This window comes from uncultured Brevundimonas sp., assembly GCF_963974615.1.
Classification (GTDB): Bacteria; Pseudomonadota; Alphaproteobacteria; order Caulobacterales; family Caulobacteraceae; genus Brevundimonas.
This window is the reverse complement of sequence record NZ_CAXBDH010000008.1, coordinates 59,317-81,123: the sequence shown is the minus strand read 5'-3', so window position 1 is coordinate 81,123 and position 21,807 is coordinate 59,317. Positions and strand designations below refer to the sequence as shown.

Genomic DNA, 21,807 nt, shown 5'->3' with positions numbered 1-21,807 from the left:
CCTGCCCGAGGAATCCCGCATGACCACTTTCCAGCACATCCGTCTCGAACTGGCCCGTGATGCGGACCACCCGCACGGCGACTCCGCCAACGGCTATGATCTGGTCGCACCGCTGGACGGTGACGGGCGGCTCGACCTCGCTGCCTGTCGCGCCGAACCCGACCGGTGCCGGGTCCGGCGCTTCGAGCAGGACACGACCGTGGCCACCGGCCTGTTGCGGCACACGACCGGTGATCGCTGGATTCTGGATCTGGAACCGGGCGACGCCGACGATGTCACCGGCTTCCGCCTCGGCGAGGAAAAATTTGTGCTCGGCGAATATGTGTCGCTGCTGACGGCGACCGGGGTCGAACACACCTACAGCGTCAAACGCCTGCAGCCGGTTTAGGGGCAATGCGCGCGATTAAGTTTTCGTAATACTGCATCCAAACGGCACGTGCCCGGCCTCATCCCCCCAACAAAGGGGATCCAAAATGGTACGTCTATCTTCGACATTCAGCCTGATGTTTGCCGCCGTCCTGATGACCGGCTGCGCGGCGGTTGCGGAACCGGTCCGGACCGCCCCGGAAATCGCAGCGTCTCAATCGCTCAAAGGCGAACTGGACGCCCGGGCCCCCGGGTGGCTTCGTCTTTATGACGTGCCCAGCGTGTCGGTCGCCTATATCGTGGACGGACAACTGGCGTGGAGCGCGGCCTACGGTGAACGGGCTCCGGGCCAGCCGGCGACCCCGGACACCCTGTACAATATCGCCTCCATGACCAAGCCGATCGTCGCCGAAACGGTCCTTCGGCTGGCCGCTGCGGGGCGTCTGTCTCTCGACGAACCCATGGCCGCCTACTGGACCGACCCCGACATCGCCGGCGACCCGCGACGACTCCAGCTGACCGCGGCGATGGCGCTGCGTCATCAGTCCGGCTTTCCGAACTGGCGTTATGAGACCGAAGACCACCTGGTGTTCCAGGCGGACCCGGGAACACGCACCTCCTATTCGGGCGAGGGCTACGACTATGTCGCCCGCTTCGCCGAGCGCCGCACCGGCCAGGACTGGGAAAGCCTGGCCAACGAGATGGTGTTCGCCCCGGCAGGAATGGTCGATACGCGCTTCACAGGCGGCGGCGCCCTCAGCGACCGAGCGGCCAGCTCAAAGGGCCCCGACGGCAGCTGGCGTGCACCCGACGTCGGCACCGAATGGTCCGCCGCCGACAATGTGCGCTCGACCGCCGCCGACTATGCCCGCTTCCTGATCAGCGCCATGAACCGTCAGGGCCTGACGCCAGAGCTGGCCGTCCGTCGCGTGACCGTGGACGACGACCAGACGGGTCAGGCCTGTGGTCCCGAACGGCTGGCACCCGAGGTCTGCCCTGATGCTCTCGGGTTCGGTCTGGGTTGGGTCGTGACGCGCTATCCCGACGAGACCATCATCCAGCACGGGGGTGGCGACTGGGGCGAGCGGACCCTGGGGTTCTATGTGCCGGAGACGCGCACGGGCATCGTGGTCTTCACCAATGGTGCCAACGGCATGAAGGTCATCCGCGACGTCGTCGCCCTGCTGCACCCCAATGCGAAATTCGTGGCCTTTCTCGACATGCAGGCCCGCTGAGGCCCGTCGTGTTCGACGACTGAAATGACGGAAAAAATGGCGCACCCGACAGGATTCGAACCTGTGACCCCTGCCTTCGGAGGGCAGTACTCTATCCAGCTGAGCTACGGGTGCATCCGGCCGCACGACGGCGGAGGGCGGTGCTTAGCGCAGGACGGGGGCGGCCTCAATCCCCCATAGGGGTGTGGTGCCGATGCCGGGGCTGGCGTAGCGTCGTCGGGTTCCTGTGCCGCTATCGTTCCGGAGTTCGCCGATGCGTCGTCTGATCCTGTCCCTGCTCCTGCTGGTGGGAGCCTGCGCCACCCCGTCCCTGCCCCCGCCTGCCGCCACAGGCAGTCTGGACCGGATCGCCGCCGACTATGTCGCGCTGATCCTCGAGATCGGTGAACGCGAACCGGGCTATGTCGACGCCTATTACGGCCCGCCGGAATGGCAGGCGACGGCCAAGGCCCATCCGCGTGAGCTTCCGGCCCTGACCCGGGGGGCCGCGACCCTGACAGCCCGGCTGAACGCGGTGCCGACGACCGGAGCCGATGCGGCGACGGTGCAGCGCCGCAAATATCTGCTGGCCCACGTCTCGGCGGCGGCGGCGCGGTTACGCATGCTGTCGGGCGAGACGATGAGCTTTGCCGACGAGGCCGAGGCCCTGTTCGGCGTCCGGCCGGACCTGCTGCCCCTGTCGGATTATGATCCGGTCCTGGCCGAGATCGACGTCCTGCTGCCGGGCGAAGGTTCGCTGGTCGAGCGGGTGGCGGCGTTCAAAGCGGCGTTCGTCATCCCGAAAGACCGGCTGGAGCCGGTGATCGGGGCCGCCATCGCCGAATGCCGGGCCCGCACCGCCCGGCACATCACCCTGCCGGCCAATGAGCGGTTCAGCCTGAGCTTCGTCGGCGACAAGCCATGGTCGGGGTACAATTATTATCTGGGCGATGCCGCCAGCCGCATCGAGATCAATGCCGATTTCCCGATCCATACGGAGCGGGCCATCGATCTGGGCTGCCACGAGGGTTATCCCGGCCACCATGTCTACAACGCCCTGCTGGAGCGGACCTTCGTACGCCAGCGCGGCTGGGTCGAGATGAGCGTCTATCCGCTGTTTTCGCCGATGTCGTTCGTCGCCGAAGGCAGTGCCAACTACGGCATCGACCTGGCCTTTCCCGGCGACGAGGGGACACGGTTCGAGGCGGGGGTTCTGGCCCCGCTGGCCGGAATCACGGGGGCCGACTTCGCCAGGAAAGCGCGACTGGGGACCCTGACGCGGCGACTGGCGCGGGCGGAATACACCATCGCCGATGACTTCCTGTCCGGCCGCGTGAACCGCGAAGAGACCGTCGCGCGGCTGGCGAAATACACGCTGACAACCCCGGACAAGGCGGCCCAGCGCCTGCGCTTCATCGAGACCTACCGCAGCTACATCATCAACTACGGCCTCGGCCGCGACACGGTCCAGGCCTGGGTCGAACGTCAGGGCCCGGATCACTGGCACGGCATGGAGACGTTGCTGAGCAGCCAGATCCTGCCGGTGGATCTTCTCTAGCGGGCCGCGTTCGTCGGCCCTTCGGGACCTCCCGATCCGACGCGGCCTGGCGCTTCGCGCGCGACCTGAGCTCAAGCAGCGAGCTGCCGCGCGGCGAGCGATAGCGCAAAAAGCGCGGTGAGCCCGTCAGGGCTCACTGCGCCAGCAGGCCGCCGTCGATCTTGAACTCGGCCCCGGTGACGAATTTGGACTCATCAGACGCCAGATAGAGCACGCAGTACGCCACATCGTCGGGCTCGCCGATCCGTTTCATCGGGATACCGCGGGCCAGTTTCTGATGGGCGGTGGTCTCGTCGCCGCCGGCCATGGCGATGAAGGGGTCGAGGATCGGGGTCTTGATGAACACCGGGTGCACCGAGTTGCAGCGCACGTTCCAGTCCTGTTTCGCTCCCTCGAGGGCCACCGTCTTGGTGTACATCCACACCGCCGCCTTGGTGGCGTTATAGGCTCCCATGCCCGGGGCCGCCGCCAGACCCGCCACCGACGAGATATTGATGATCGAGGCCGGGGCGGCAGCCCGCAGATGCGGCATCGCGTGTTTGCAGCCCAGCATGACGCTGTCCAGATTGACCGCCTGGACCCGACGCCAGTTTTCAAGAGTGTCGGCCTCGGCATAGTGCAGCTCGCCGCCGATGCCGGCGTTGTTGACCAGCACCGACAGACCGCCCATCGCGGCCACGGCGGACTCGACGACCGCGACCCAGGCGTCTTCACTGGTCACGTCGTGGGCGAAGGCAAAGGCGGAGTCCGGCATTTCGGCATTGATGGCGTCGGCCAGGGCCTCGACCCCGGACAGATTGACGTCGGTCAGGGCGACCTTCGCCCCCTCGCGGGCCAGCATCCAGGCCATGGCCACGCCCAGTCCACCGGCCGCCCCGGTGATCAGCGCGCGCTTGCCGGTGACCCGCCCTCGTCCTGTCGTGCTCATCTCACCGCCCTCCCAGGCGGGCGGCGGTCGCGTCAATGAACCGGGCCATGCGGATGTCGTTGTCGGTGACGCCACCGGCGTCATGGGTCGTCAGCAGGACCTCGACCCGATTGTAGACATTGGACCATTCCGGATGGTGATCCATCTTCTCGGCCAGCAGGGCCACGCTGGTCATGAAGGCGAAGGCCGCGTTGAAATCGGCGAATTTCAGGGCTCTTTCGATGGCCGGGCGCTCGCCCGCGGCGACCGTCCAGCCCGGCAGACCGGTCAGGACTTCCGTTAGGTCAAGGGCTTGAAGCGCCATGGGAGGTCTCCTTGTTCAGCCCCTGCCGTATCGCGCCCACCCCGCCACCACAAGCGTTTGCGGACCCGGACCGGTCCGGAAGCGCCGCGACCACACGGCCCGGTGACGCCGCCGCCGCAAACCGCTAAACCGCGCTGATGACCGACCCCGCCCCATCATCCGGCAAGACCTCATCCTTCGGATTTCGCGACGTCGACGCGACCGAAAAGGTGCGCATGGTGCGCGGCGTGTTCGACAGCGTCGCCTCCAGCTACGACCTGATGAACGACGTGATGAGCGGTGGCGTCCACCGGCTATGGAAGGACGCGGCCGCCGCCAAGCTGAACCCCCGCCCGGGCGAGACCATTCTCGACGTGGCCGGCGGCACCGGCGACATGGCCCGGCGCTATGCGAAGATGGCCCGCCGGGCCCAACAACGCCGCGGCGGCGAGGACGCCTCGGTCATCGTGCTCGACTACAATGCCGAGATGATCATGGCCGGGGTCGACAAGGGCGGCGAGCCGGAGATGTCGTGGTCGGTCGGCGACGCCATGGCCCTGCCCCTGCCCGACGCCTCGGTCGACGCCTATTCGATCAGTTTCGGCATCCGCAATGTCGCCCACATCCCCCAGGCCCTGGCCGAGGCCCGGCGGGTGCTGAAGCCGGGCGGGCGGTTCCTGTGCCTGGAGTTTTCGCGGCCGGTCGCGGCCCCGATCCGCAAGGCCTATGACACCTGGTCGTTCAAGGCCATTCCACGCATCGGCGGCTGGATCGCCGGCGATCGCGACAGCTATCAGTATCTGGTCGAGAGCATCCGCCGCTTTCCGGACCAGGCCACGTTCAAGACCATGATCGAAGCCGCCGGCTTCAGCCGGGTGACGGTGACCAACCTGTCCGGCGGTATCGCCGCCATCCATCACGGGTGGGCGATCTGACCAGCCGCCTGTTCACCACCACCCCGCCGCCGGCCCCGGCGACGCTGAAGGTGCGCGATCCCGTCGGAGCCTGGCTGCGTCTGCTCGGCTGGGGCTGGGTGCTGGTGCGTCACGACGCCCTGACCCCGCGCGAGATCACCCCCGCCCTGCCGGCCTGGGCGCGCTCGATCGCCCATCTGCTGCATCTGTTCGCCGGACCCGAAGGCCGCAACGGGCGGCCCGGCCAGCGCCTCGGCCGCGCCTGCGAACATCTGGGGCCGGTGGCGATCAAATTGGGTCAGGTCCTGGCGACGCGGGCCGATATCTTCGGCACGGAATTCGCCACCGACCTGGGTCGACTCAAGGACCGGCTGGACCCCTTCCCCACGGCCGAGGCGCGGGTCGAGGTGGAACGTTCGCTGGGACGGCCGCTGGACAGTCTGTTTCGCGATTTCGGCGATGCGATCGGCGCGGCCTCGCTGGCCCAGGCCCACCCCGCCTGGCTGGCCGACGGCCGCAAGGTGGCGGTCAAGGTGCTGCGGCCCGGGGTCGAGCGACGGGTGGCCCGCGGACTGGACTCCATGCGGCTGGGGGCCCGGCTGACCGACCGCTTCGTGCCACTGTCACGCCGACTGGAGCCGGCCGCCTTCGTCGAGACCATCGCCCGGTCGATGACACTGGAACTGGATATGCGGCTGGAGGCCGCCGCGGCGTCCGAGCTGAAGGACATCATGGCAGCCGTACATGCGGACGGCGGCGGCCACATGACGGCTCCGGCCGTGGTCTGGGACGGGGTCGGCAAGCGGGTGCTGACGCTGGAATGGGCCGTCGGCATGGCCATGACCGACCCGGCCGCCGTCGACCAGCCGGGGCTGGACCGCAACGCCCTGGCTGACAACATCGTGCGCGCCTTCCTGACCCAGGCGCTGGATCACGGCACCTTCCACGCCGATCTGCACGAGGGCAATCTGTTCGCCCGGGCCCCGGCCGAGGTGATGGCCGTCGATTTCGGCATCATCGGTCGCCTCGGTCCGGCCGAGCGACGCTATCTGGCCGAGATTCTGTGGGGGTTCCTGAGCCGCGACTATGCGCGCATCGCCCGGGTCCATTTCGAGGCGGGCTATGTGCCGCCGCACCATTCGGTCGAGGCCTTCGCCCAGGCCCTGCGTGCGGTCGGTGAGCCGGTCATCGGCAAACAGGCCAGTCAGGTGTCGATGGGGCGACTGCTGGGCCAGTTGTTCGAAATCACCGCCCTGTTCGACATGCATCTGCGGCCCGAGCTGATCCTGCTGCAGAAGACCATGGTCTCGGTCGAGGGCGTGGCCCGACGACTGAACCCCGACCACGACCTGTGGGCCGCGGCCCAGCCGGTGGTCGAACGCTGGATCCGGCGCGAGCTGGGCCCCCAGGCCCAGGTGCGCGAGGCTCTGGAGGAAGGGTTGGCGACACTGAAGGCCCTGACCCGGCTGGTGCAGAACCCGCCGGAGCCGCATACCGTCGTGGTGCAGCCAGCGACATCGCCGTGGCTGATCGCCGGGGTTACCCTCGCCCTGACCGCCGCGATCTCTGCCCTTGTTCTGTCGCTTTGGATTGCCATTCTCTGAGGCTCAAACCGGAGTTCCGTCCATGAAGACCGTAATCCTCGTCGGCCTGGCGCTGCTGGCAGCCCCTGTCGATGCCATGGCCCAGGACGGGGTCGCCGCCGCGACCCTGCCCAACAATTTCGATCGTTCCGCAGCGGTGTCCGCCGTGCCGGCACAGGCCGCGGTCCTGCCCGACGACCGTGCCGAACCGGCCCTGCGCGCCTTCATCGACCAGGCCGCCAGCGGCACGATCGACACGACCGTCCTGTCCGACGAGCTGGCCGCCGCGGTGACGGCCCAGGCGGCCCAGGTCACGCCGCTGATCCAAAGTCTCGGCGCGGTTCAGGTGGTGACGTTCGTGGGCAAGGAAAACGGAACTGACCTGTTCAGCATCCTGTTCGACAAGGCCGATACGGAATGGATAATCGGCTTCAACGCTGACGGTCGGATCGGGGCCCTGCTGTTCCGTCCGGCCGGGACGGAATAGACGCCGCCAATTCAGTCAGAAGTGCCGGGCCGTCCCCGCGCCGACTTGATGCCAGACCGCTTGGCCTTGCCCACCAGCCGCCGTTCCTTCGAGGCCCGGGTCGGCCGCGTCGGCACGCGATAGACCGGAGCCACCGAGGCGGTATCAACCATCTCCTGAAGCCGGGCGATGGCGTCGGCGCGGTTGCGCTCCTGCGAACGAAAGCGCACGGCGGTGATCAGGATGACCCCGTCCAGCGTCAGCCGGCTGCCCGCCAGCTTCATCAGCCGCGCCCGTACCGGTTCGGTCAGGGACGGCGAATTGCGCGCATCGAACCGCATCTGCACCGAGGTCGAGACCTTGTTGACGTTCTGGCCGCCCGGTCCGCCGGCGCGATAGAAGCGGAACTCCAGCTCATCTTCGGGGATGGTGGTCATGACACCTCCCGCCGGGCGCGCACCACCGCGGTGTCCAGCGCCTGAAGGAAGGCCGAGCGGTCCTTCGGACCGAACGGCGGTGGACCCGAGGTGGGCAGGCCCATGGAGCGCATGTGTTCGCCGACCAGCCGCCCGGCCAGGGCCGACCCGATCGAGTCGGGGGTGAAGGGCTGGCCATTGGGCTTCAGCGCCTGGGCCCCGGCCTTCAGACAGCGGTCGGCCAGCGGGATGTCCGAGGTGATGACGATGTCGCCCGTCACGGCGCGTTCGGCGATCCAGTCGTCAGCGATATCGGGCCCGGCGTCGACCACCACCTGTTCGATCCACGGCGCGCGCCGGGTGTTGATCCAGCCGTTGGAGACGACGAAGACCTGCAGGCCGTAACGTTCGGCCACGCGATAGACCTCGTCCTTCACCGGACAGGCGTCGGCGTCGATGAACAGGCGGGTCGTGGCAGGGGCGGGCGGGGTCATGCCCCGCCCTGTATCACTGTCCGTAGGCCGGTGGCATCCCGTTGGCCTGAACGCCGCCGGTGCGATAGCGCTCGTGCAACAGAAGCTGGCGGCTGGACATCGGCTGGGCCGCGCCACCGACATAGACGGCCTCAGCCTGACTCAGCGGTTCCAGCGGGTCACCGGACCAGATCACCACGTCCGCCGCAGCCCCGGCCTTCAACTCACCAAACTGGCCGCCCATGCCGAAGATACGAGCGGGATTAACGGTGATCGCGGCGATGGCGGCATCGTAGGACAGGCCGTGCGAGACGGCATTGCCGGCGTTGAAGCGCATTTCGCGCGCCCGGTGGATCGAGCCCTCATTGCCCTTGATGGCGATGACCACGCCGGCGGCCTGCAGGGCGGCGGCATTCTCCATCCGGGACGCCCGCATCTCGAAATTCGACGGCAGGTTGGCGGTCGGATTCAGCAGCACCGGCACATTGGCCGACGCGATCTGTGCGGCCACCAGCCAGCCCTCCTCGGCACCGTCGAGAATGACCTTCACCCCCTCCTCGCGCGCCAGACGCAGCACCTGCTGGATGTCGGCGGCACGATGCACCGTCACGATCAGCGGCATGGTGCCGTTGGCCACCGGGATCAGGGCCTCGAGATCGGCCCGCGACAGGCTGAGGTCACGCAGACCGGCCCGATCGTAGGCCCGCTGGTTACGGGCGAACAGCCGCACCTCGGCCAGGGTTTCCTTGAACTGGGTGAACTCGGCCCCGCGCGCACCGCCGGCGACGCCGGCCCCGGCCTCGCCGAACGGGGCCACCATGGCCACGCGCGCCTTGACCAGAATGTCATTGCCCTGGGCGAGGTGAACGATGGCGGCCTGACCGGCGAACAGGCCCGGTGTCTGGAAACCACCGGCTCCTGCACCGGCGAAATCGGTGTCGCCGTCATCCCGGTGATTACCGCCGCCGCCGCCCGAGTGGCTGGGGGTGACGATGGCCCGGGTCACGCCGCCCAACCGGGCGACCGGCAGGGTGATCGACCAGGGGTCGAGTCCGTAGGAGACGTCAAAGGCGGCGCTGATGGTGTTGGCACTGTTGGACAGGTCGTTCGATCCCCGCACCGAGGACACTTCCGACCCGCCGAGGCCGGAATCGACCGCGACAAAGCCGGGGGCGACGACCTTGCCCCGCGCATCAATGATCCGGGCCCCCGACGGGGCGGCCCCGGTCCCGACCGAGACGATACGGCCGTCGCGCAGGACTACGGTTCCGTTCTCGATCACCGAGGTTCCGGTCAGGACCCGGCCACCGGTGATGGCGGTCAGCTCCTGGGCCAGGGATGGTGAGGCGACGGCAAGCGCCGCAGCCGCACCGAGAATGAGGCTCTTGAGGCGCATCAGCGGGCTCCCTGACGGACGGTGGCGGCCTCGAGGCCATAGCCGGGCTGACCCAGCTCGAAATCGGACACCGGTTGATAGGCCGGGTTCATGCGGTCGAAGGCCAGGGCCCCGTCGATGAAGACCTGATCGGCGCGGGCGTAGATGCTGAACGGATCTGCACTCCAGATCACCACATCGGCGCGTTTGCCGGCTTCAAGCGAACCGGTCTGGTCGGCGATACCCAGCGAACGAGCGGCGTTCAGCGTGATCCAGCTGATGGCCCGCTCCTCGGAGATATTCATCCCGGCCCGGCGGCCGGCGGCGAGGGCCACAGCGGCTTCCTGATTCAGGCGCTGGGTCAGTTCGGCGTCATCCGAATGGATCACGGCGCAGGAGCCTTCGGGCGCATCCACCAGGGCGGCATTGGCCTCGACCGCGTCGAGCCCCTCCATCTTGAAGCCCCACCAGCCGGCCCACATGTCGGCGCAGATGCCTTCACGCGCCAGCATGGGCGCGACCTTGTAGGCCTCGATGGCGTGGTGGAAGGCCGTGATCCGGTAGCCGAACTCCTTGGCGATATCGATCATCACCGCCATCTCGTCGGCGCGATAGCAGTGGTTCTGAACCAGGATGGTGCCGTCCAGCACCCCGGCAAGGGTTTCGAGCTGGAGATTGCGGGTCGGCGGCGAACCCTCGCCGGTCTCGCGCCATTTGTCCCATTTGGACCGGTATTCCTGAGCGGCGATAAAGGCGGTGCGATAGCCGGCGACATTGCCCATGCCGGTGGCCGGCGACTGGTTGCGGCTGCCGTAGACGCGCGACGGGTTCTCGCCGCAGGCCATCTTCAAGCCATAAGGGGCACCGGGGAATTTCATGCCCTGCATGGTGATCGACGGCACATTGCGGACGGTGACGCCGCGGCCACCGAACAAATTGGCGGATCCGGGCAGGATCTGCAGCGTGGTGACGCCGCCGGCGCGGGCGGTGTTGAAGCCGGGGTCCTGGGGCCAGATCGAATGTTCGGCCCAGACCTGGGCGGTGTTGGGGTTGGTCGCCTCATTGCCGTCGCTCATCCCCTGGACGCCGGGCGAGGGATAGACACCGAGGTGGCTGTGAGTGTCGATCACCCCGGGGGTCACATAGCGGCCGCGGGCATCCACCACTCGATAACCCGCGGGCACGGGGGTCGAGGCGTCGCCGACCGCGGCGACCCGCCCGTCGGTGACGATGACCACGCCATTGTCGAATTTCGTGCCCGCTCCGGTCAGGACCGTGGCTCCGACAATGGCCATGTTCTCGCGTGGCAGGGCCGCATAGGTCGAGGGATAGGGGTCAGGATTGGTGGCAGCGTCGAGGCCGCGCGCCATGGTCCGGCCATTGCTCGCGCCGGACGCGGCCGGGGCCGACGAATCGGTCGTGCCGGTGGTGGCGCAGGCCCCCAGCGACAGTCCGCCCGCGAGAACGCAGGCGAGGACGGCGAGGCTGGAGCCCCGCAGGCGATTGACGATCATCGAATACTCCCCAGAGACCCAACCATCGCCGCCTCCGGCGATGTGTGATGGAGGGATTGGACCCCCTCGGTGCCCCGCCGTCAAAGCGGGATTCATTACAACGCCGTAAGGTTCGCCCTGACGCCATCGTCGTCCAGACCATCGACACGGATCATCTTGAGCCGCGACTGGCCGCCGCGCTGCAGCGTCACGGCGGACTTCGGCACGCCGAGGGTTTTGGCGAGAAATTTCAGCAAGGCGGCATTGGCCTCACCCTCGACCGGGCGGGCCCGCACGCGCACCTTCAGGATCGCGCGCCCCTCGGCGTCGACATCCCAGCCGTCGATGCGGTCGAGGGACGCGCCGGGGGTCAATTTGACGGCGAAACGGGCGAAATCGGACACGCCGCTCCGCCCGATGCCCCTTAACCCAGGGCCGTCATCAGTTCCGGGACGGCGACCTTGTAGTCGGCGACGATGCCGAAGTCGGCGACCTGGAAGATCGGGGCGTCGGGATCCTTGTTGATGGCGACGATGATCTTGGAATCCTTCATCCCGGCCAGATGCTGGATCGCGCCGGAGATACCGATGGCGATGTACAGGCCGGGAGCCACGACCTTGCCGGTCTGGCCGACCTGATAGTCGTTCGGCGCATAGCCGGCGTCGACGGCGGCGCGCGAGGCCCCGACGGCAGCGCCCAGCTTGTCGGCCAGCGGGTCCATCACGGCGTGGAATTCCTCGGCCGAGCCCAGCGCGCGACCGCCGGAGACGACGATCTTGGCCGCGCCCAGTTCCGGACGGTCGGACTTGACCATCTCTTCCGAGACGAAGCTGGCGCTGCGACCGGCGTCGACGACCTTGGCGGCCTCGATCGCGGCCGAACCGCCCTCTTCCGCCGCGTTGAAGGCGGTCGGGCGCACGGTGATGACCTTCTTGCCGTCCGACGACTGGACGGTCTCAAGCGCATTGCCGGCATAGATCGGACGCACGAAGGTATCGGCCGACACCACCTCGATGATGTCCGAGATCGGCGCGACGTCGAGGGCGGCGGCGATGCGCGGCATGAAATTCTTGCCGTCGGTGGTGGCCGGCGACAGGATGGCGTCATAGCCCCCGGCCATGGCGACCACGGTCGCGGCCACGGCCTCGGCCAGCTGGTGACCCAGGGCGGGGCTTTCGGCCGTCAGGACCTTGCGCACGCCCTTGATCTTCGCGGCGGCACCGGCAGCGGCCTTCGAGCCGCCGCCGAGGACCAGAACATCGACGTCCCCGGACAGGGCCAGGGCCGCCGTCACGGTCTTGTGGGTGGTGTCGCGGACGGTGTCCCCGTCACGGTCGGCGATGACGAGAACAGCCATTAGAGGACCCCCGCGGTCTTGAGCTTGGAAACCAGTTCGGCGGCGTCGGCCACAATGATGCCGGCCGTGCGCTGGGCCGGCGCGGTCACCTTGACCACCTTGAGCCGCGGGGCCGTGTCGACGCCGTAGTCGGCGACCGCCTTGACCGCGATTTCCTTCTTCTTGGCCTTCATAATGTTCGGCAGCGAGGCATAGCGCGGCGTGTTCAGGCGCAGGTCGACCGAGACCACCGCCGGCAGCGGGGCCGCCAGGGTTTGCAGACCGCCGTCGACCTCGCGGGTCACCGTGGCCTTGCCGTCGGCGATGACGAGCTTGCCGGCGAAGGTGGCCTGGGGCCAGTCCAGCAGGGCCGCCAGCATCTGGCCGACGGCATTGTTGTCCCCGTCGATCGACTGTTTGCCGAGCAGCACCAGGTCGGGCTTCTCCTCGTCCACGACCGCCTTCAGCAGCTTGGCGACAGCCAGCGGCTCGAGATCGGTGTCGGACTGGATCAGGATGCCACGGTCGGCCCCCATGGCCAGGGCCGTACGGATGGTCTCCTGGGCCTGGGTCACGCCGATCGACACCACGACGATCTCGGTCGCCGTTCCGGCCGCGTGATGCTCCTTGCCTTCCTTCAGGCGTACAGCCTCCTCGACGGCGATCTCGTCGAAGGGGTTCATGCTCATCTTGACGTTGGCCAGATCGACGCCGGTCTGGTCAGACTTCACTCGAGCCTTGACGTTATAGTCGATCACCCTTTTGACAGGGACGAGAACCTTCATGAGCCTACCCACACAAGTGCCGGAATGTTGCGGCAGGGAATGGAACGGCCGGAAGGGCCTGTCAACGTAACGTGGGGTCAATCCCTTGCCGCAAGCCGCCCCTGAACCGACCGGAACCCTGTCATGAACCGCCTGTTGACGATGAAACGGCTGAGCACCCTGTTCCTCGGACTGTTCGCCATACTGGTCGGCGGGGCCTTCGCCTACCAGGCGCTCTGGACCGCACCGGGCGAACGCTGCGAGGAGAGCGGCCGCTGGTGGGCCAACGAGGGCCGTATCTGCGCCCAGCCGATCTCGATCGCCGAGATCACCGGCCGCCCCCTGCCTGGAAAGCGGGCTGAGGAGTCCGCCGAGAAAAACCGCGAACTGGTGCGGATCGAGGATGAGATCGCCGCCCAGAAACGCGCCCGCGATGCTGAAACTGAAATCCAGCGGGCCCGACTGGCTGCCAGCCGGGGTCGCTAGACCATTTTTGTTTCAGGTCGACTCGACCTGAATCCAAAAAATGGTCCAGATTCAAACTGGAGCGAAATCTGAGCCGAGTTGGACTGCGTCCAACTCAACCGATTTCGCTCCAGGAGGTCAGCGGGTCGCGCCGGGGGTCCACAGGACGTCCCCCGCCCCGTTGGCATTGGCCCGACGGGCGGCCACGAACAGATGGTCTGACAGGCGATTGAGGTAACGCACTGCCGCCGGCGTGACGGTCGCGCCGGTCTCGGCCAGCCGCACCGCCTCGCGTTCGGCCCGGCGACAGACGGTCCGGGCCAGATGCAGGTGCGCAGACAGGGGCGCGCCGCCCGACAGGATGAAGCTGTCCAGCGGCTTGAGACAGTCGTTCATCCAGTCGATCTCGGCCTCGATCCGCTCGACCTGGCTGTCGATGATCCGCAGCGCCTCCCATTTCGGCTCTGGGTCGTGCGGCGTGGACAGGTCCGCGCCGAGATCAAACAGCTCGTTCTGGATCCGGCCCAGCATGGCGTCGATCCGGTCGTTCTGGCCCGAATGCAGCCGGGCGACCCCGATGACGGCGTTCAGCTCGTCCACCGCCCCGTAGGCCTCGACCCGGACATCGGTTTTGGACACCGGCGCGCCCGAGGCCAGCCGCGTGGACCCGTCATCACCCGTGCGAGTGTAGATCCGGTTCAGAACAACCATTCGCTAGTTCCCGCCCTCAGCCACCGTGCGACGACTTCCACCACAGGCCGGTCATCAACAGCACGACGGCCACGGCCTGCAACACCACCCGCAGACGCATCAATTTGTTGGAGTGGGTACGCCCGTATTCACCGCCGCGAAAAAGGGCATGTATGCCGAATCCCAGCGTGACCGTGACGGCGGCGACCGCCAGCAGGATCAGGATCGTAAAGACGTTTTGCATAAAGCCCTTCTAGGCCCGACCGCGGCCGGTGGCCAGCCGGGCTGTTGCGCGACACGGCACCGCAGCCGATCCGCCTGAAAATCGACGACACACTAAACAGTCGGTCACCATTTTCTGCCACGGTGGCGGCGAGAAGCACCATGACCGATCGCACGATCCGCAGTCTAGCCTACCTGCACCGTTCGGCCTCAACCGCGCGGCTGCTCAACCTGCACCGGGTGCATGCCGAATATGGAGATACCGACGCCTGGGCCGAACACCCCATGTTTCTCGCCTCACCGCTGAACCGTGCCATGGTGATCAAGCACCGGCTGCGTCGTAATGAGCTGGATGTGTTTGCCGGCCGACGCCATGTCGCAACCAAACTGGTCATTCCGATCAACGCCGACGACCTGAGCGCCGGTGGCAGCTATGTCTTCGTCGACCAGATCGACTTCGACAAGGTCATGCTGGAAACGTTCGGCATGAACTCGAGTCACCCTGACCTCGAAACCCTTCGCTTCATGGACCAGCTGCCCTCACTGGACCCGTTCCTGTTGCGCGAACAGCTGAGACGGGGCGGCATAGAACCGGCTCCCTGCTATTTCGGCATCAGCACCGCCGACACGGAAAGAATGGCCGATTTCGTCGAGCAGGAGATCATGCCGCTGGTCACGCTCAGCCTGGGATCCGCCGGTTCGTCCGCGGGTCAGGCCCAGGTTCTGACCGAGAAGATTCTGTCCAATGCGCCGGGCGACCGCATGGAGGCCCTGCGTGAGGCCCTGCGGCTGCCGCCAGAGGAATATCTGGAGGGCGTGTTCTGCTGGAAGGGCTTCCTCTACTACAAATGGGTTCTGACCACCCTGAGCGACGAAATCGCCGACGTGGTCGAGGCTATCGCCACCATCAAACCTATCGGGACGGCCGAGCCACATATTCGCGACCGCCTGATCCGCAGCCGGGAGGTGCTGAGCGACAGCATCTTCCGGACCTGTGACGATGTGGCCCTGACCATCCAGGTCTATGACAAGGCCTACGCCAGCCTGATGGTCGAAGGAGGCTCGACCAAATTCCGCGAATTCCTGATTGATTCCCCGAGCATGTTCCGCCGACTGGGCGATCAGCTGGGGGCGATCCAGCACATCATCAGTTTCTGGCGGTTCCGCTTCGGCCGGAATCAGGCCCCGGTCGAGGTCGGTGAACTGCTCGACATTTTCATGGATTTCGAAGCCGGCCTGGCCGTTCGCGGCGACGTTCAACCGACCTATCAATTACAGGCCTGAATTCCGCGACCGTAGCCGCGCCAGGTCACCACAACGAACACGCAGGGGGCCGGTGGATTTCCACCGGCCCCCTTTTCTTTATTCCGTAACGCCCGCGGAACGGACGAAGAAGCCGGATCAAGCCGGGGCAAAACCCAAGCCCTGCTCTAGTAGCGGTAATGATCCGGTTTGAACGGCCCCTTGGTCGGGACCGAGATGTAGGCGGCCTGTTCCTTCGACAGGGTCGTCAGCTTCGCGCCCAGCTTGGCCAGGTGCAGCATCGCGACCTTCTCGTCGAGATGTTTGGGCAGGACATAGACCTGGTTCTCGTACTTGGCCTTGTTGGACCACAGCTCCATCTGCGCCAGCGTCTGGTTGGTGAACGATGCCGACATCACGAACGACGGATGGCCCGTGGCATTGCCCAGATTCACCAGACGTCCCTGCGACAGCAGGATGATCTTGTTGCCGCCCGGGAATTCGATGTGGTCGACCTGGGGCTTGATCTCGTCCCATTTGAAGTTTTTCAGACCGGCGACCTGAATCTCGGAATCGAAGTGGCCGATGTTGCAGACGATGGCATTGTTACGCATCCGGCGCATGTGATCGACGGTGATCACGTCCTTGTTGCCGGTGGCCGTGACGAAGATGTCGGCCTTGTCGCAGACGTCGTCGAGGGTCTGGACGTCATAGCCCTCCATTGCCGCCTGCAGGGCGCAGATCGGGTCGATTTCGGTGACGATGACGCGGGCGCCGCCGTTGCGCAGCGAGGCAGCCGAACCCTTGCCGACATCGCCGTAGCCGCAGACCACGGCGACCTTGCCGGACAGCATGACGTCGGTGCCGCGGCGGATGGCGTCGACCAGCGATTCACGGCAGCCATACAGGTTGTCGAACTTGGACTTGGTAACGCTGTCGTTGACGTTGATGGCGGGGAAGGGCAGCTCGCCCTTTTCGGCCATCTGGTACAGGCGGTGGACGCCGGTGGTGGTCTCTTCCGACACGCCGCCGATGGCGTCGCGGATCGCCGAATAGAAGCCCGGCTTCTCCTTGATGTAGCGCTTCATCACCGAATAGAGGGCTTCCTCCTCCTCGTTTTCCGGATTGTCGAGCACTGAGATGTCCTTCTCGGCCTTGGGACCGAGCACGCACAGCAGGGTGGCATCGCCGCCGTCGTCGAGGATCAGGTTCGGATAGCCGCCGTCGGCCCATTCAAAGATCTTGTGGGCATAGTCCCAGTACTCAACCAGGGTCTCGCCCTTGGTCGCGAACACCGGCGTACCCGAAGCGGCGATGGCGGCAGCCGCGTGGTCCTGGGTCGAGAAGATGTTGCACGAGGCCCAGCGGACGTCGGCACCGAGGGCCTCCAGTGTCTGGATCAGCACGGCGGTCTGGATGGTCATGTGCAGCGAGCCGGCAATGCGGGCCCCCTTCAGGGGCTTGGCGGCACCGAACTCCTCGCGCAGGGCCATCAGGCCCGGCATCTCGGTTTCAGCAATGGCGATTTCCTTGTTGCCGAACGGGGCAAGCGAAATATCGCGGACGATGTAGTCGGTCATGAGGGGGGTCTCTCACCAATCGGGGGAAATTCAGGATGGGAGGTCTATAACCCGCCGGTGCTTAAGGGGCAATGAACACATAAGGATATCCTTATGTCTTTTTGGACCCGCTGCCGCCTTGCACTTGCCAAGAGCCGGGATCCAACGCTTCATTTAAACACGGAGGGTCGAGACCGGGATGGTCACACGACGCATACTGATTGCCACCGCCGCCAGCCTTGCGGCCGATCCCCTGCCCGCCCTCGCGTGGCAGGAGTCCTTCGATTCCGAGGCTCTGCATCGTGGGCGCGCGACCGTGTCGGTGTTCCTGAACGGCGAAGGTCCCTTCAACTTCATGGTGGACACGGCCGCCAACGCCTCGGTCATCTCCAGCGATGTCGCAGAGCGTCTGCAGCTGGAGTCGCTCGGCGAGATTGGAATGCACACCCTCGTCGCGCGCGAAGTCGTGCCCGCCGTCCGCGTCTCCCGAATGGAGAGCGGAACGCTGGATGCCCGTAACGTTACCCTTGCCGTCGGACAGCGGACCGCCATGGCCGGTCTGGATGGCATGCTTGGATGCGACCTGCTGGTCGACCGGAAGCTGATTCTCAATTTTCGCGGGACCCAGCGGGTTCGCATCGCGCGGTCCAACTCTCCCCCGAGAGGGTTTCTCGGCAGACGCTCTTCAGGCATCCCTTTGGTCGTTGCCGGAGAGCGACTTATGGGGAGCCTGCTGATGATCCCCGCCCGGATCGGCCGCGCCTCCACCGTCGCCATCATCGATTCCGGAGCTGACGGCACGATTCTGAATCGTGCCGCCGCCGAGGTCGGTCGCGCCACCCTTCTGGTTCCCGGTGACGGACAAATCATCAGACGCGTTCAAAGCCCTACGGGGGAAGTGACGACGGGCAGGGCAATGCTCCTGCCGTCACTGAATTTCGCAGGCATAACAATCTCCGACCTCGCGGTGGCTGTCGGTGACTTCCATAGCTTCCGGGTCTGGGGACTCGAAGATCAGCCTGCGATGCTCATCGGTCTGGATGTCCTCCGGCTCTTCAGCTCGGTCCACATCGATCTTCGGCGCAGCGAACTCAGCCTCTACGTCTGAATCCCTTGCACGCAAGAGCGTCGCGTCTATACAGCGCCTTATGATCGAAACCTCTGTCCCGCGCCACGACTGGACTCTCGACGAAGTCGAGGCCCTGTTCGCTCGCCCTTTCATGGAGCTGGTGTTCGAAGCCGCGACGGTGCACCGGCACTGGTTCGATCCATCCGAAGTCCAGAAGAGCCAGCTGCTGTCGATCAAGACCGGCGGCTGCGCCGAGAACTGCGGCTATTGCAGCCAGTCGGCCAGTTTCGATACCGGGCTGAAGGCGGAAAAACTGATGGACGCCACGGCCGTGATTGCCGAGGCCATGGCGGCCAAGGCGAGTGGGGCCAGTCGCTTCTGCATGGGAGCCGCCTGGCGCGAGCTCAAGGATCGCGACACCCCGAAGCTGGCCTCCATGATCGCCGGGGTGAAGGCCCTCGGCCTCGAGACCTGCGCCACCCTGGGCATGCTGAACGCGGACCAGGCGCGCCAGCTGAAGGATGCCGGGCTCGACTTCTACAATCACAACCTCGACACCGGGCCGGAGTATTATGCCCAGGTCGTCACCACCCGGACCTACCAGGACCGGCTCGACACCCTGCAGCATGTCCGGGACGCCGGCATGAGCACCTGCTGCGGCGGCATCGTCGGCATGGGGGAGGCCCGGCGCGACCGGGCCAGCCTGTTGCACGCCCTGGCCACCCTGCCCGAACACCCCGACAGCCTGCCGGTCAATGCTTTGGTGCCGGTCACCGGTACACCGTTGGGCGACCGGGTCCTCGCTGTCGGCGAGATCGATCCGATCGAATTCGTCCGCACCGTCGCCGTCGCCCGCCTCGTGTGCCCCAAGGCCATGGTCCGGCTGTCGGCCGGGCGCGAGACCATGACCCCGGAAATGCAGGCCCTGTGCTTCCTCGCCGGGGCCAACTCCATCTTCGTCGGCGGCAAGCTCCTGACCACACCCAATCCGGAACAGGACGAGGATGCAGCCCTGTTCGCCCTGCTGGACCTGCGCCCGATGGAGCCGATCACCGTAACGACACCTTAAGCGGCGGTGACTATCGTCCAGGCATGGATCGTCGCAAACTTCTCGGCCTCGCCGCTCTTGCCGCATCGACTGCCGTTCCCGCCCGGGCCTCGAGCAGCGAAGGCGACAGCACGTCGACCAGCACCTACATCCGCTTTCCGATGGTCACGGCCACCATCCTGCGGACGGGGGGGCGACGCGGGGTGATGACAGTGGAGACCGGCGTCGATGTCGCCGACGCCGCCCTGCACAGCCGTGCCGCACATTCCGCCCCGAGGTTGCGCGCTGCCTACAATATAGTGGTTCAGCGCGCTGCCGGAGCCATGCTGCCGGGAACGGCTCCGAACGTTGATCGGCTGGTGACCCAGCTCCAGGCGGCGACCGACGCCACCCTTGGCCGTCCCGGGGCGAAATTGCTGATTGGCACAGTGATGGTGGTTTGAACGCGCCCGGCGGATATCGCCTGTCAGGGCGAGCGGTCGATCCGGAGCCTTTTCGTTTCTGACGGCCTCGGCCAGCCCCCGGAAAAAGGTCCGGGTTTATCTAGTCCTTCGTCGGACTGACCTGGTCGACATTGCCGTAGGTCAGGGCCAGGAAAACGTCTTCCAGGTCCGGATCCTCGGTGGTGATGTCGGCGATGGTGATCCCGGCCGCGCGCACCGCCGCCAGCACCTGTTCGACCGAAGACTTCCCCTTGCGATAGGTGACGGAAAAGGCCCCGTTCGGACGGGCCACGACGTCGAACCCCCTTAGCACCGGCGGCGGCGTCTGTGCCGTCTCCGGCGTGACGATGACGTTGCGAGTGTCCAGTCGCCGAAGCAGCTGTGGCGTCGGCTCGCAGGCCACGACCTCGCCCCGGTTCATGATGGCGATGGTGTCGCAGAGCTCCTGGGCCTCCTCCAGATAGTGGGTGGTCAGCAGGATGGTCACACCCTCGGCGTTGATGCGGCGGACGTATTCCCACAGCTGGCGGCGCAGCTCGACGTCGACCCCGGCCGTGGGTTCATCGAGGATCAGCACCGGCGGATTGTGCACCAGGGCCTTGGCCACCATCAGTCGCCGCTTCATACCCCCCGACAGGGCCCGGACATAAGCGTGCGCCTTGTCCGACAGGCCGAGCGCCGCCAGCAGTTCGTCGGAGCGGCGTTCGTTCGCCGGCACGCCGTAGAATCCGGCCTGAACCTCCAGCGCCTCGCGCGGGGTGAAGAAGACGTCGGCGACGATCTCCTGCGGCACCACGCCGAGGGCGGCGCGGGCGTCGCGCGGGTCGCGGTCGATATCGCGCCCCCAGATGGCGGCCGTGCCGCCAGTCTTGTTGACGACACCGGCCAGGATATTGATCAGGGTCGACTTGCCCGCGCCGTTGGGTCCCAGCAGACCGAACATGGAGCCGCGGGGGATAACCAGATCGACGCCGCGCAGGGCGGTCTTGGGCGGCGATTTGCGGGAACCAGCATAGGTCTTCTCGAGACCGTGAACCTCGATGGCGTTGACGGGCAGAGCTTCGGTTTCGGTCATCAACAGTCCATGCCTCAGGGCCCCGATCGACGCGAAGCGCGGCCAGTCACCAATAAATTGACGCCTGTCGGCGCGACGCATAGGTATGCGCGGCGATCCGTTCCGCCAAGGTCACGAGCTGAAAATGCCCCCGCGCCATATCACTGCGATCATCCCGCCGCCCGAACAGATCGTGGTCGCCACCAAACGTGTCGCCTGTGACGGCGGCGGCGGGGCTCTGGGTCATCCGCTCGTCTACATGGACATGGGCGAGGATGATTTCGTCGAGTGCGGCTATTGCGACCGCCGTTTCGTGCTGTCGGACCACCCGCTGCCCGAGAACGAATATCTCGATCCGGCCGCCCGTCCGCCCGAAGCCCACTGAGTCGACGGAGGTCGGATGCGCTTTCTGCACACCATGGTTCGCGTGACCGACCTCGACGCATCCCTGCATTTCTACTGCGACCTGCTGGGCCTGACCGAGGTCCGGCGGATGGAGAACGAGCCCGGGCGCTTCACCCTGGTCTTTCTCGCCGCCCCCGCCGACGTCGAGCGCTCGGCGGCAGAACGGTCGCCCGAGGTCGAACTGACCTTCAACTGGGACCCCGAACCCTATGACGGCGGTCGCAATTTCGGCCACCTCGCCTACAAGGTCGCGGACATCCATGCGGCCTGCCAGCGGCTGATGGACGGCGGCGTGATCATCAACCGGCCGCCACGCGACGGCCGCATGGCCTTCGTCCGCTCGCCCGACGGCATCTCGATCGAACTGCTGCAGGAAGGGCCGGCCCTGACCCCGGTTGAGCCGTGGCTGTCGATGCCCAATACCGGAAGCTGGTAACCGTC

The 21,807-nt window shown here is 66.4% G+C and carries 26 protein-coding genes and 1 tRNA gene; 13 read left to right on the top strand and 14 right to left on the bottom strand.

Going from position 1 to position 21,807, the window contains the following annotated elements; genetic code table 11:
- Positions 1-19: 19 nt before the first annotated feature.
- Positions 20-388, top strand: coding sequence for a hypothetical protein (locus AAC050_RS06985; RefSeq protein WP_339914352.1), 369 nt, complete (start codon positions 20-22; stop codon positions 386-388).
- 85 nt (positions 389-473) lie between these two features.
- The gene (locus AAC050_RS06980; protein ID WP_339914351.1) at positions 474-1,601 is read left to right on the top strand and encodes a serine hydrolase domain-containing protein; all 1,128 of its coding nucleotides are present in this window, start codon (positions 474-476) and stop codon (positions 1,599-1,601) included.
- 37 nt (positions 1,602-1,638) lie between these two features.
- Here the strand turns inward: AAC050_RS06980 and AAC050_RS06975 are convergent.
- Positions 1,639-1,715 (bottom strand) — tRNA-Arg (locus tag AAC050_RS06975).
- Between the two features lie 139 nt (positions 1,716-1,854).
- On the opposite strand from AAC050_RS06975, the gene AAC050_RS06970 reads away from it, so the two are divergent.
- On the top strand, positions 1,855-3,138 hold the full coding sequence (locus AAC050_RS06970; RefSeq protein ID WP_339914350.1) for a hypothetical protein: 1,284 nt from the start codon (positions 1,855-1,857) through the stop codon (positions 3,136-3,138).
- A gap of 133 nt (positions 3,139-3,271) precedes the next feature.
- On the opposite strand, the gene AAC050_RS06965 is transcribed toward AAC050_RS06970, so the two are convergent.
- Both AAC050_RS06965 and AAC050_RS06960 read right to left on the bottom strand, forming a co-directional pair.
- Positions 3,272-4,066, bottom strand: coding sequence for an SDR family oxidoreductase (locus AAC050_RS06965; protein WP_339914349.1), 795 nt, complete (start codon positions 4,064-4,066; stop codon positions 3,272-3,274).
- Between the two features lies 1 nt (position 4,067).
- Entirely contained in the window at positions 4,068-4,370 is a 303-nt protein-coding gene (locus AAC050_RS06960) for a 4a-hydroxytetrahydrobiopterin dehydratase (RefSeq protein ID WP_339914348.1), read from the bottom strand.
- A 137-nt stretch (positions 4,371-4,507) separates the two neighbouring features.
- Between AAC050_RS06960 and AAC050_RS06955 the strand changes: the two genes are divergently transcribed.
- From AAC050_RS06955 to AAC050_RS06945, 3 genes are read left to right on the top strand one after another with little or no spacing between them, the layout of a single operon-like run.
- Positions 4,508-5,284, top strand: coding sequence for a class I SAM-dependent methyltransferase (locus AAC050_RS06955; protein ID WP_339914347.1), 777 nt, complete (start codon positions 4,508-4,510; stop codon positions 5,282-5,284).
- Entirely contained in the window at positions 5,272-6,867 is a 1,596-nt protein-coding gene (gene ubiB, locus AAC050_RS06950) for a 2-polyprenylphenol 6-hydroxylase (protein ID WP_339914346.1), read from the top strand. The genes AAC050_RS06955 and ubiB overlap by 13 nt, the downstream gene beginning before the upstream one ends.
- 22 nt (positions 6,868-6,889) lie before the next feature.
- Positions 6,890-7,333, top strand: coding sequence for a hypothetical protein (locus tag AAC050_RS06945; RefSeq protein ID WP_339914345.1), 444 nt, complete (start codon positions 6,890-6,892; stop codon positions 7,331-7,333).
- Positions 7,334-7,344: 11 nt separating this feature from the next.
- Here the strand turns inward: AAC050_RS06945 and arfB are convergent, their stop codons facing one another.
- The 7 genes from arfB to AAC050_RS06910 form a co-directional block, all read right to left on the bottom strand.
- The gene (gene arfB / locus AAC050_RS06940; protein ID WP_339914344.1) at positions 7,345-7,749 is read right to left on the bottom strand and encodes an alternative ribosome rescue aminoacyl-tRNA hydrolase ArfB; all 405 of its coding nucleotides are present in this window, start codon (positions 7,747-7,749) and stop codon (positions 7,345-7,347) included.
- Positions 7,746-8,222, bottom strand: a complete 477-nt coding sequence (locus AAC050_RS06935; protein ID WP_339914343.1) for a YaiI/YqxD family protein — start codon at positions 8,220-8,222, stop codon at positions 7,746-7,748. Before AAC050_RS06935 ends, arfB begins: the two co-directional genes overlap by 4 nt.
- 13 nt (positions 8,223-8,235) lie before the next feature.
- On the bottom strand, positions 8,236-9,597 hold the full coding sequence (locus tag AAC050_RS06930; RefSeq protein WP_339914342.1) for an amidohydrolase family protein: 1,362 nt from the start codon (positions 9,595-9,597) through the stop codon (positions 8,236-8,238).
- Positions 9,597-11,090 (bottom strand): amidohydrolase, encoded by a 1,494-nt coding sequence (locus AAC050_RS06925; RefSeq protein ID WP_339914341.1) that lies wholly within the window; start codon positions 11,088-11,090, stop codon positions 9,597-9,599. Before AAC050_RS06925 ends, AAC050_RS06930 begins: the two co-directional genes overlap by 1 nt.
- Before the next feature lie 95 nt (positions 11,091-11,185).
- Positions 11,186-11,473: a DUF167 domain-containing protein gene (locus tag AAC050_RS06920; RefSeq protein ID WP_339914340.1), complete on the bottom strand. Its 288-nt coding sequence runs from the start codon at positions 11,471-11,473 to the stop codon at positions 11,186-11,188.
- Positions 11,474-11,493: 20 nt separating this feature from the next.
- On the bottom strand, positions 11,494-12,426 hold the full coding sequence (locus AAC050_RS06915; protein WP_339914339.1) for an FAD-binding protein: 933 nt from the start codon (positions 12,424-12,426) through the stop codon (positions 11,494-11,496).
- Entirely contained in the window at positions 12,426-13,190 is a 765-nt protein-coding gene (locus AAC050_RS06910; protein ID WP_339914338.1) for an electron transfer flavoprotein subunit beta/FixA family protein, read from the bottom strand. The genes AAC050_RS06915 and AAC050_RS06910 overlap by 1 nt, the downstream gene beginning before the upstream one ends.
- 123 nt (positions 13,191-13,313) lie before the next feature.
- Between AAC050_RS06910 and AAC050_RS06905 the strand changes: the two genes are divergently transcribed.
- A complete protein-coding gene (locus tag AAC050_RS06905) occupies positions 13,314-13,655 on the top strand; it encodes a hypothetical protein (protein ID WP_339914337.1) in 342 nt (113 codons plus the stop codon).
- A 117-nt stretch (positions 13,656-13,772) separates the two neighbouring features.
- Here the strand turns inward: AAC050_RS06905 and AAC050_RS06900 are convergent, their stop codons facing one another.
- Positions 13,773-14,345, bottom strand: coding sequence for a cob(I)yrinic acid a,c-diamide adenosyltransferase (locus tag AAC050_RS06900; RefSeq protein ID WP_339914336.1), 573 nt, complete (start codon positions 14,343-14,345; stop codon positions 13,773-13,775).
- A gap of 16 nt (positions 14,346-14,361) precedes the next feature.
- Positions 14,362-14,568 (bottom strand): twin transmembrane helix small protein, encoded by a 207-nt coding sequence (locus tag AAC050_RS06895; protein WP_339914335.1) that lies wholly within the window; start codon positions 14,566-14,568, stop codon positions 14,362-14,364.
- Positions 14,569-14,708: 140 nt separating this feature from the next.
- Here AAC050_RS06895 and AAC050_RS06890 point away from each other — a divergent pair, with 140 nt between their 5' ends.
- Positions 14,709-15,830, top strand: a complete 1,122-nt coding sequence (locus AAC050_RS06890) for a hypothetical protein (protein ID WP_339914334.1) — start codon at positions 14,709-14,711, stop codon at positions 15,828-15,830.
- A gap of 146 nt (positions 15,831-15,976) precedes the next feature.
- Here AAC050_RS06890 and ahcY read toward each other — a convergent pair whose 3' ends face one another.
- A complete protein-coding gene (gene ahcY / locus AAC050_RS06885) occupies positions 15,977-17,368 on the bottom strand; it encodes an adenosylhomocysteinase (RefSeq protein ID WP_339914333.1) in 1,392 nt (463 codons plus the stop codon).
- 178 nt (positions 17,369-17,546) lie between these two features.
- On the opposite strand from ahcY, the gene AAC050_RS06880 reads away from it, so the two are divergent.
- From AAC050_RS06880 to AAC050_RS06870, 3 genes are read left to right on the top strand one after another with little or no spacing between them, the layout of a single operon-like run.
- Complete coding sequence (locus tag AAC050_RS06880; RefSeq protein ID WP_339914332.1) at positions 17,547-18,455, top strand: retroviral-like aspartic protease family protein; 909 nt, start codon at positions 17,547-17,549, stop codon at positions 18,453-18,455.
- Positions 18,456-18,495: 40 nt separating this feature from the next.
- A complete protein-coding gene (gene bioB, locus AAC050_RS06875; protein WP_339914331.1) occupies positions 18,496-19,485 on the top strand; it encodes a biotin synthase BioB in 990 nt (329 codons plus the stop codon).
- 23 nt (positions 19,486-19,508) lie between these two features.
- Positions 19,509-19,907 (top strand): Tat pathway signal protein, encoded by a 399-nt coding sequence (locus AAC050_RS06870; protein WP_339914330.1) that lies wholly within the window; start codon positions 19,509-19,511, stop codon positions 19,905-19,907.
- Positions 19,908-20,007: 100 nt separating this feature from the next.
- On the opposite strand, the gene AAC050_RS06865 is transcribed toward AAC050_RS06870, so the two are convergent.
- Positions 20,008-20,982: an ABC transporter ATP-binding protein gene (locus AAC050_RS06865; RefSeq protein ID WP_339914329.1), complete on the bottom strand. Its 975-nt coding sequence runs from the start codon at positions 20,980-20,982 to the stop codon at positions 20,008-20,010.
- A gap of 124 nt (positions 20,983-21,106) precedes the next feature.
- On the opposite strand from AAC050_RS06865, the gene AAC050_RS06860 reads away from it, so the two are divergent.
- Positions 21,107-21,346: a zinc-finger domain-containing protein gene (locus AAC050_RS06860; protein WP_339914328.1), complete on the top strand. Its 240-nt coding sequence runs from the start codon at positions 21,107-21,109 to the stop codon at positions 21,344-21,346.
- 15 nt (positions 21,347-21,361) lie between these two features.
- Positions 21,362-21,802 (top strand): VOC family protein, encoded by a 441-nt coding sequence (locus AAC050_RS06855; RefSeq protein WP_339914327.1) that lies wholly within the window; start codon positions 21,362-21,364, stop codon positions 21,800-21,802.
- The last annotated feature ends 5 nt before the right edge of the window (positions 21,803-21,807 follow it).

Excerpts from the sequence above, each read along its gene's own strand:
- AAC050_RS06985 (WP_339914352.1), top strand. The coding sequence starts at position 20 with ATGACCACTTTCCAGCACATCCGTCTCGAACTGGCCCGTGATGCGGAC.
- AAC050_RS06980 (WP_339914351.1), top strand. The coding sequence starts at position 474 with ATGGTACGTCTATCTTCGACATTCAGCCTGATGTTTGCCGCCGTCCTG.
- AAC050_RS06970 (WP_339914350.1), top strand. The coding sequence starts at position 1,855 with ATGCGTCGTCTGATCCTGTCCCTGCTCCTGCTGGTGGGAGCCTGCGCC.
- AAC050_RS06965 (WP_339914349.1), bottom strand. The coding sequence starts at position 4,066 with ATGAGCACGACAGGACGAGGGCGGGTCACCGGCAAGCGCGCGCTGATC.
- AAC050_RS06960 (WP_339914348.1), bottom strand. The coding sequence starts at position 4,370 with ATGGCGCTTCAAGCCCTTGACCTAACGGAAGTCCTGACCGGTCTGCCG.
- AAC050_RS06955 (WP_339914347.1), top strand. The coding sequence starts at position 4,508 with ATGACCGACCCCGCCCCATCATCCGGCAAGACCTCATCCTTCGGATTT.
- AAC050_RS06945 (WP_339914345.1), top strand. The coding sequence starts at position 6,890 with ATGAAGACCGTAATCCTCGTCGGCCTGGCGCTGCTGGCAGCCCCTGTC.
- arfB (WP_339914344.1), bottom strand. The coding sequence starts at position 7,749 with ATGACCACCATCCCCGAAGATGAGCTGGAGTTCCGCTTCTATCGCGCC.
- AAC050_RS06935 (WP_339914343.1), bottom strand. The coding sequence starts at position 8,222 with ATGACCCCGCCCGCCCCTGCCACGACCCGCCTGTTCATCGACGCCGAC.
- AAC050_RS06930 (WP_339914342.1), bottom strand. The coding sequence starts at position 9,597 with ATGCGCCTCAAGAGCCTCATTCTCGGTGCGGCTGCGGCGCTTGCCGTC.
- AAC050_RS06925 (WP_339914341.1), bottom strand. The coding sequence starts at position 11,090 with ATGATCGTCAATCGCCTGCGGGGCTCCAGCCTCGCCGTCCTCGCCTGC.
- AAC050_RS06915 (WP_339914339.1), bottom strand. The coding sequence starts at position 12,426 with ATGGCTGTTCTCGTCATCGCCGACCGTGACGGGGACACCGTCCGCGAC.
- AAC050_RS06910 (WP_339914338.1), bottom strand. The coding sequence starts at position 13,190 with ATGAAGGTTCTCGTCCCTGTCAAAAGGGTGATCGACTATAACGTCAAG.
- AAC050_RS06905 (WP_339914337.1), top strand. The coding sequence starts at position 13,314 with ATGAACCGCCTGTTGACGATGAAACGGCTGAGCACCCTGTTCCTCGGA.
- AAC050_RS06900 (WP_339914336.1), bottom strand. The coding sequence starts at position 14,345 with ATGGTTGTTCTGAACCGGATCTACACTCGCACGGGTGATGACGGGTCC.
- AAC050_RS06895 (WP_339914335.1), bottom strand. The coding sequence starts at position 14,568 with ATGCAAAACGTCTTTACGATCCTGATCCTGCTGGCGGTCGCCGCCGTC.
- AAC050_RS06890 (WP_339914334.1), top strand. The coding sequence starts at position 14,709 with ATGACCGATCGCACGATCCGCAGTCTAGCCTACCTGCACCGTTCGGCC.
- ahcY (WP_339914333.1), bottom strand. The coding sequence starts at position 17,368 with ATGACCGACTACATCGTCCGCGATATTTCGCTTGCCCCGTTCGGCAAC.
- AAC050_RS06880 (WP_339914332.1), top strand. The coding sequence starts at position 17,547 with ATGGTCACACGACGCATACTGATTGCCACCGCCGCCAGCCTTGCGGCC.
- bioB (WP_339914331.1), top strand. The coding sequence starts at position 18,496 with ATGATCGAAACCTCTGTCCCGCGCCACGACTGGACTCTCGACGAAGTC.
- AAC050_RS06870 (WP_339914330.1), top strand. The coding sequence starts at position 19,509 with ATGGATCGTCGCAAACTTCTCGGCCTCGCCGCTCTTGCCGCATCGACT.
- AAC050_RS06865 (WP_339914329.1), bottom strand. The coding sequence starts at position 20,982 with ATGACCGAAACCGAAGCTCTGCCCGTCAACGCCATCGAGGTTCACGGT.
- AAC050_RS06860 (WP_339914328.1), top strand. The coding sequence starts at position 21,107 with ATGCCCCCGCGCCATATCACTGCGATCATCCCGCCGCCCGAACAGATC.
- AAC050_RS06855 (WP_339914327.1), top strand. The coding sequence starts at position 21,362 with ATGCGCTTTCTGCACACCATGGTTCGCGTGACCGACCTCGACGCATCC.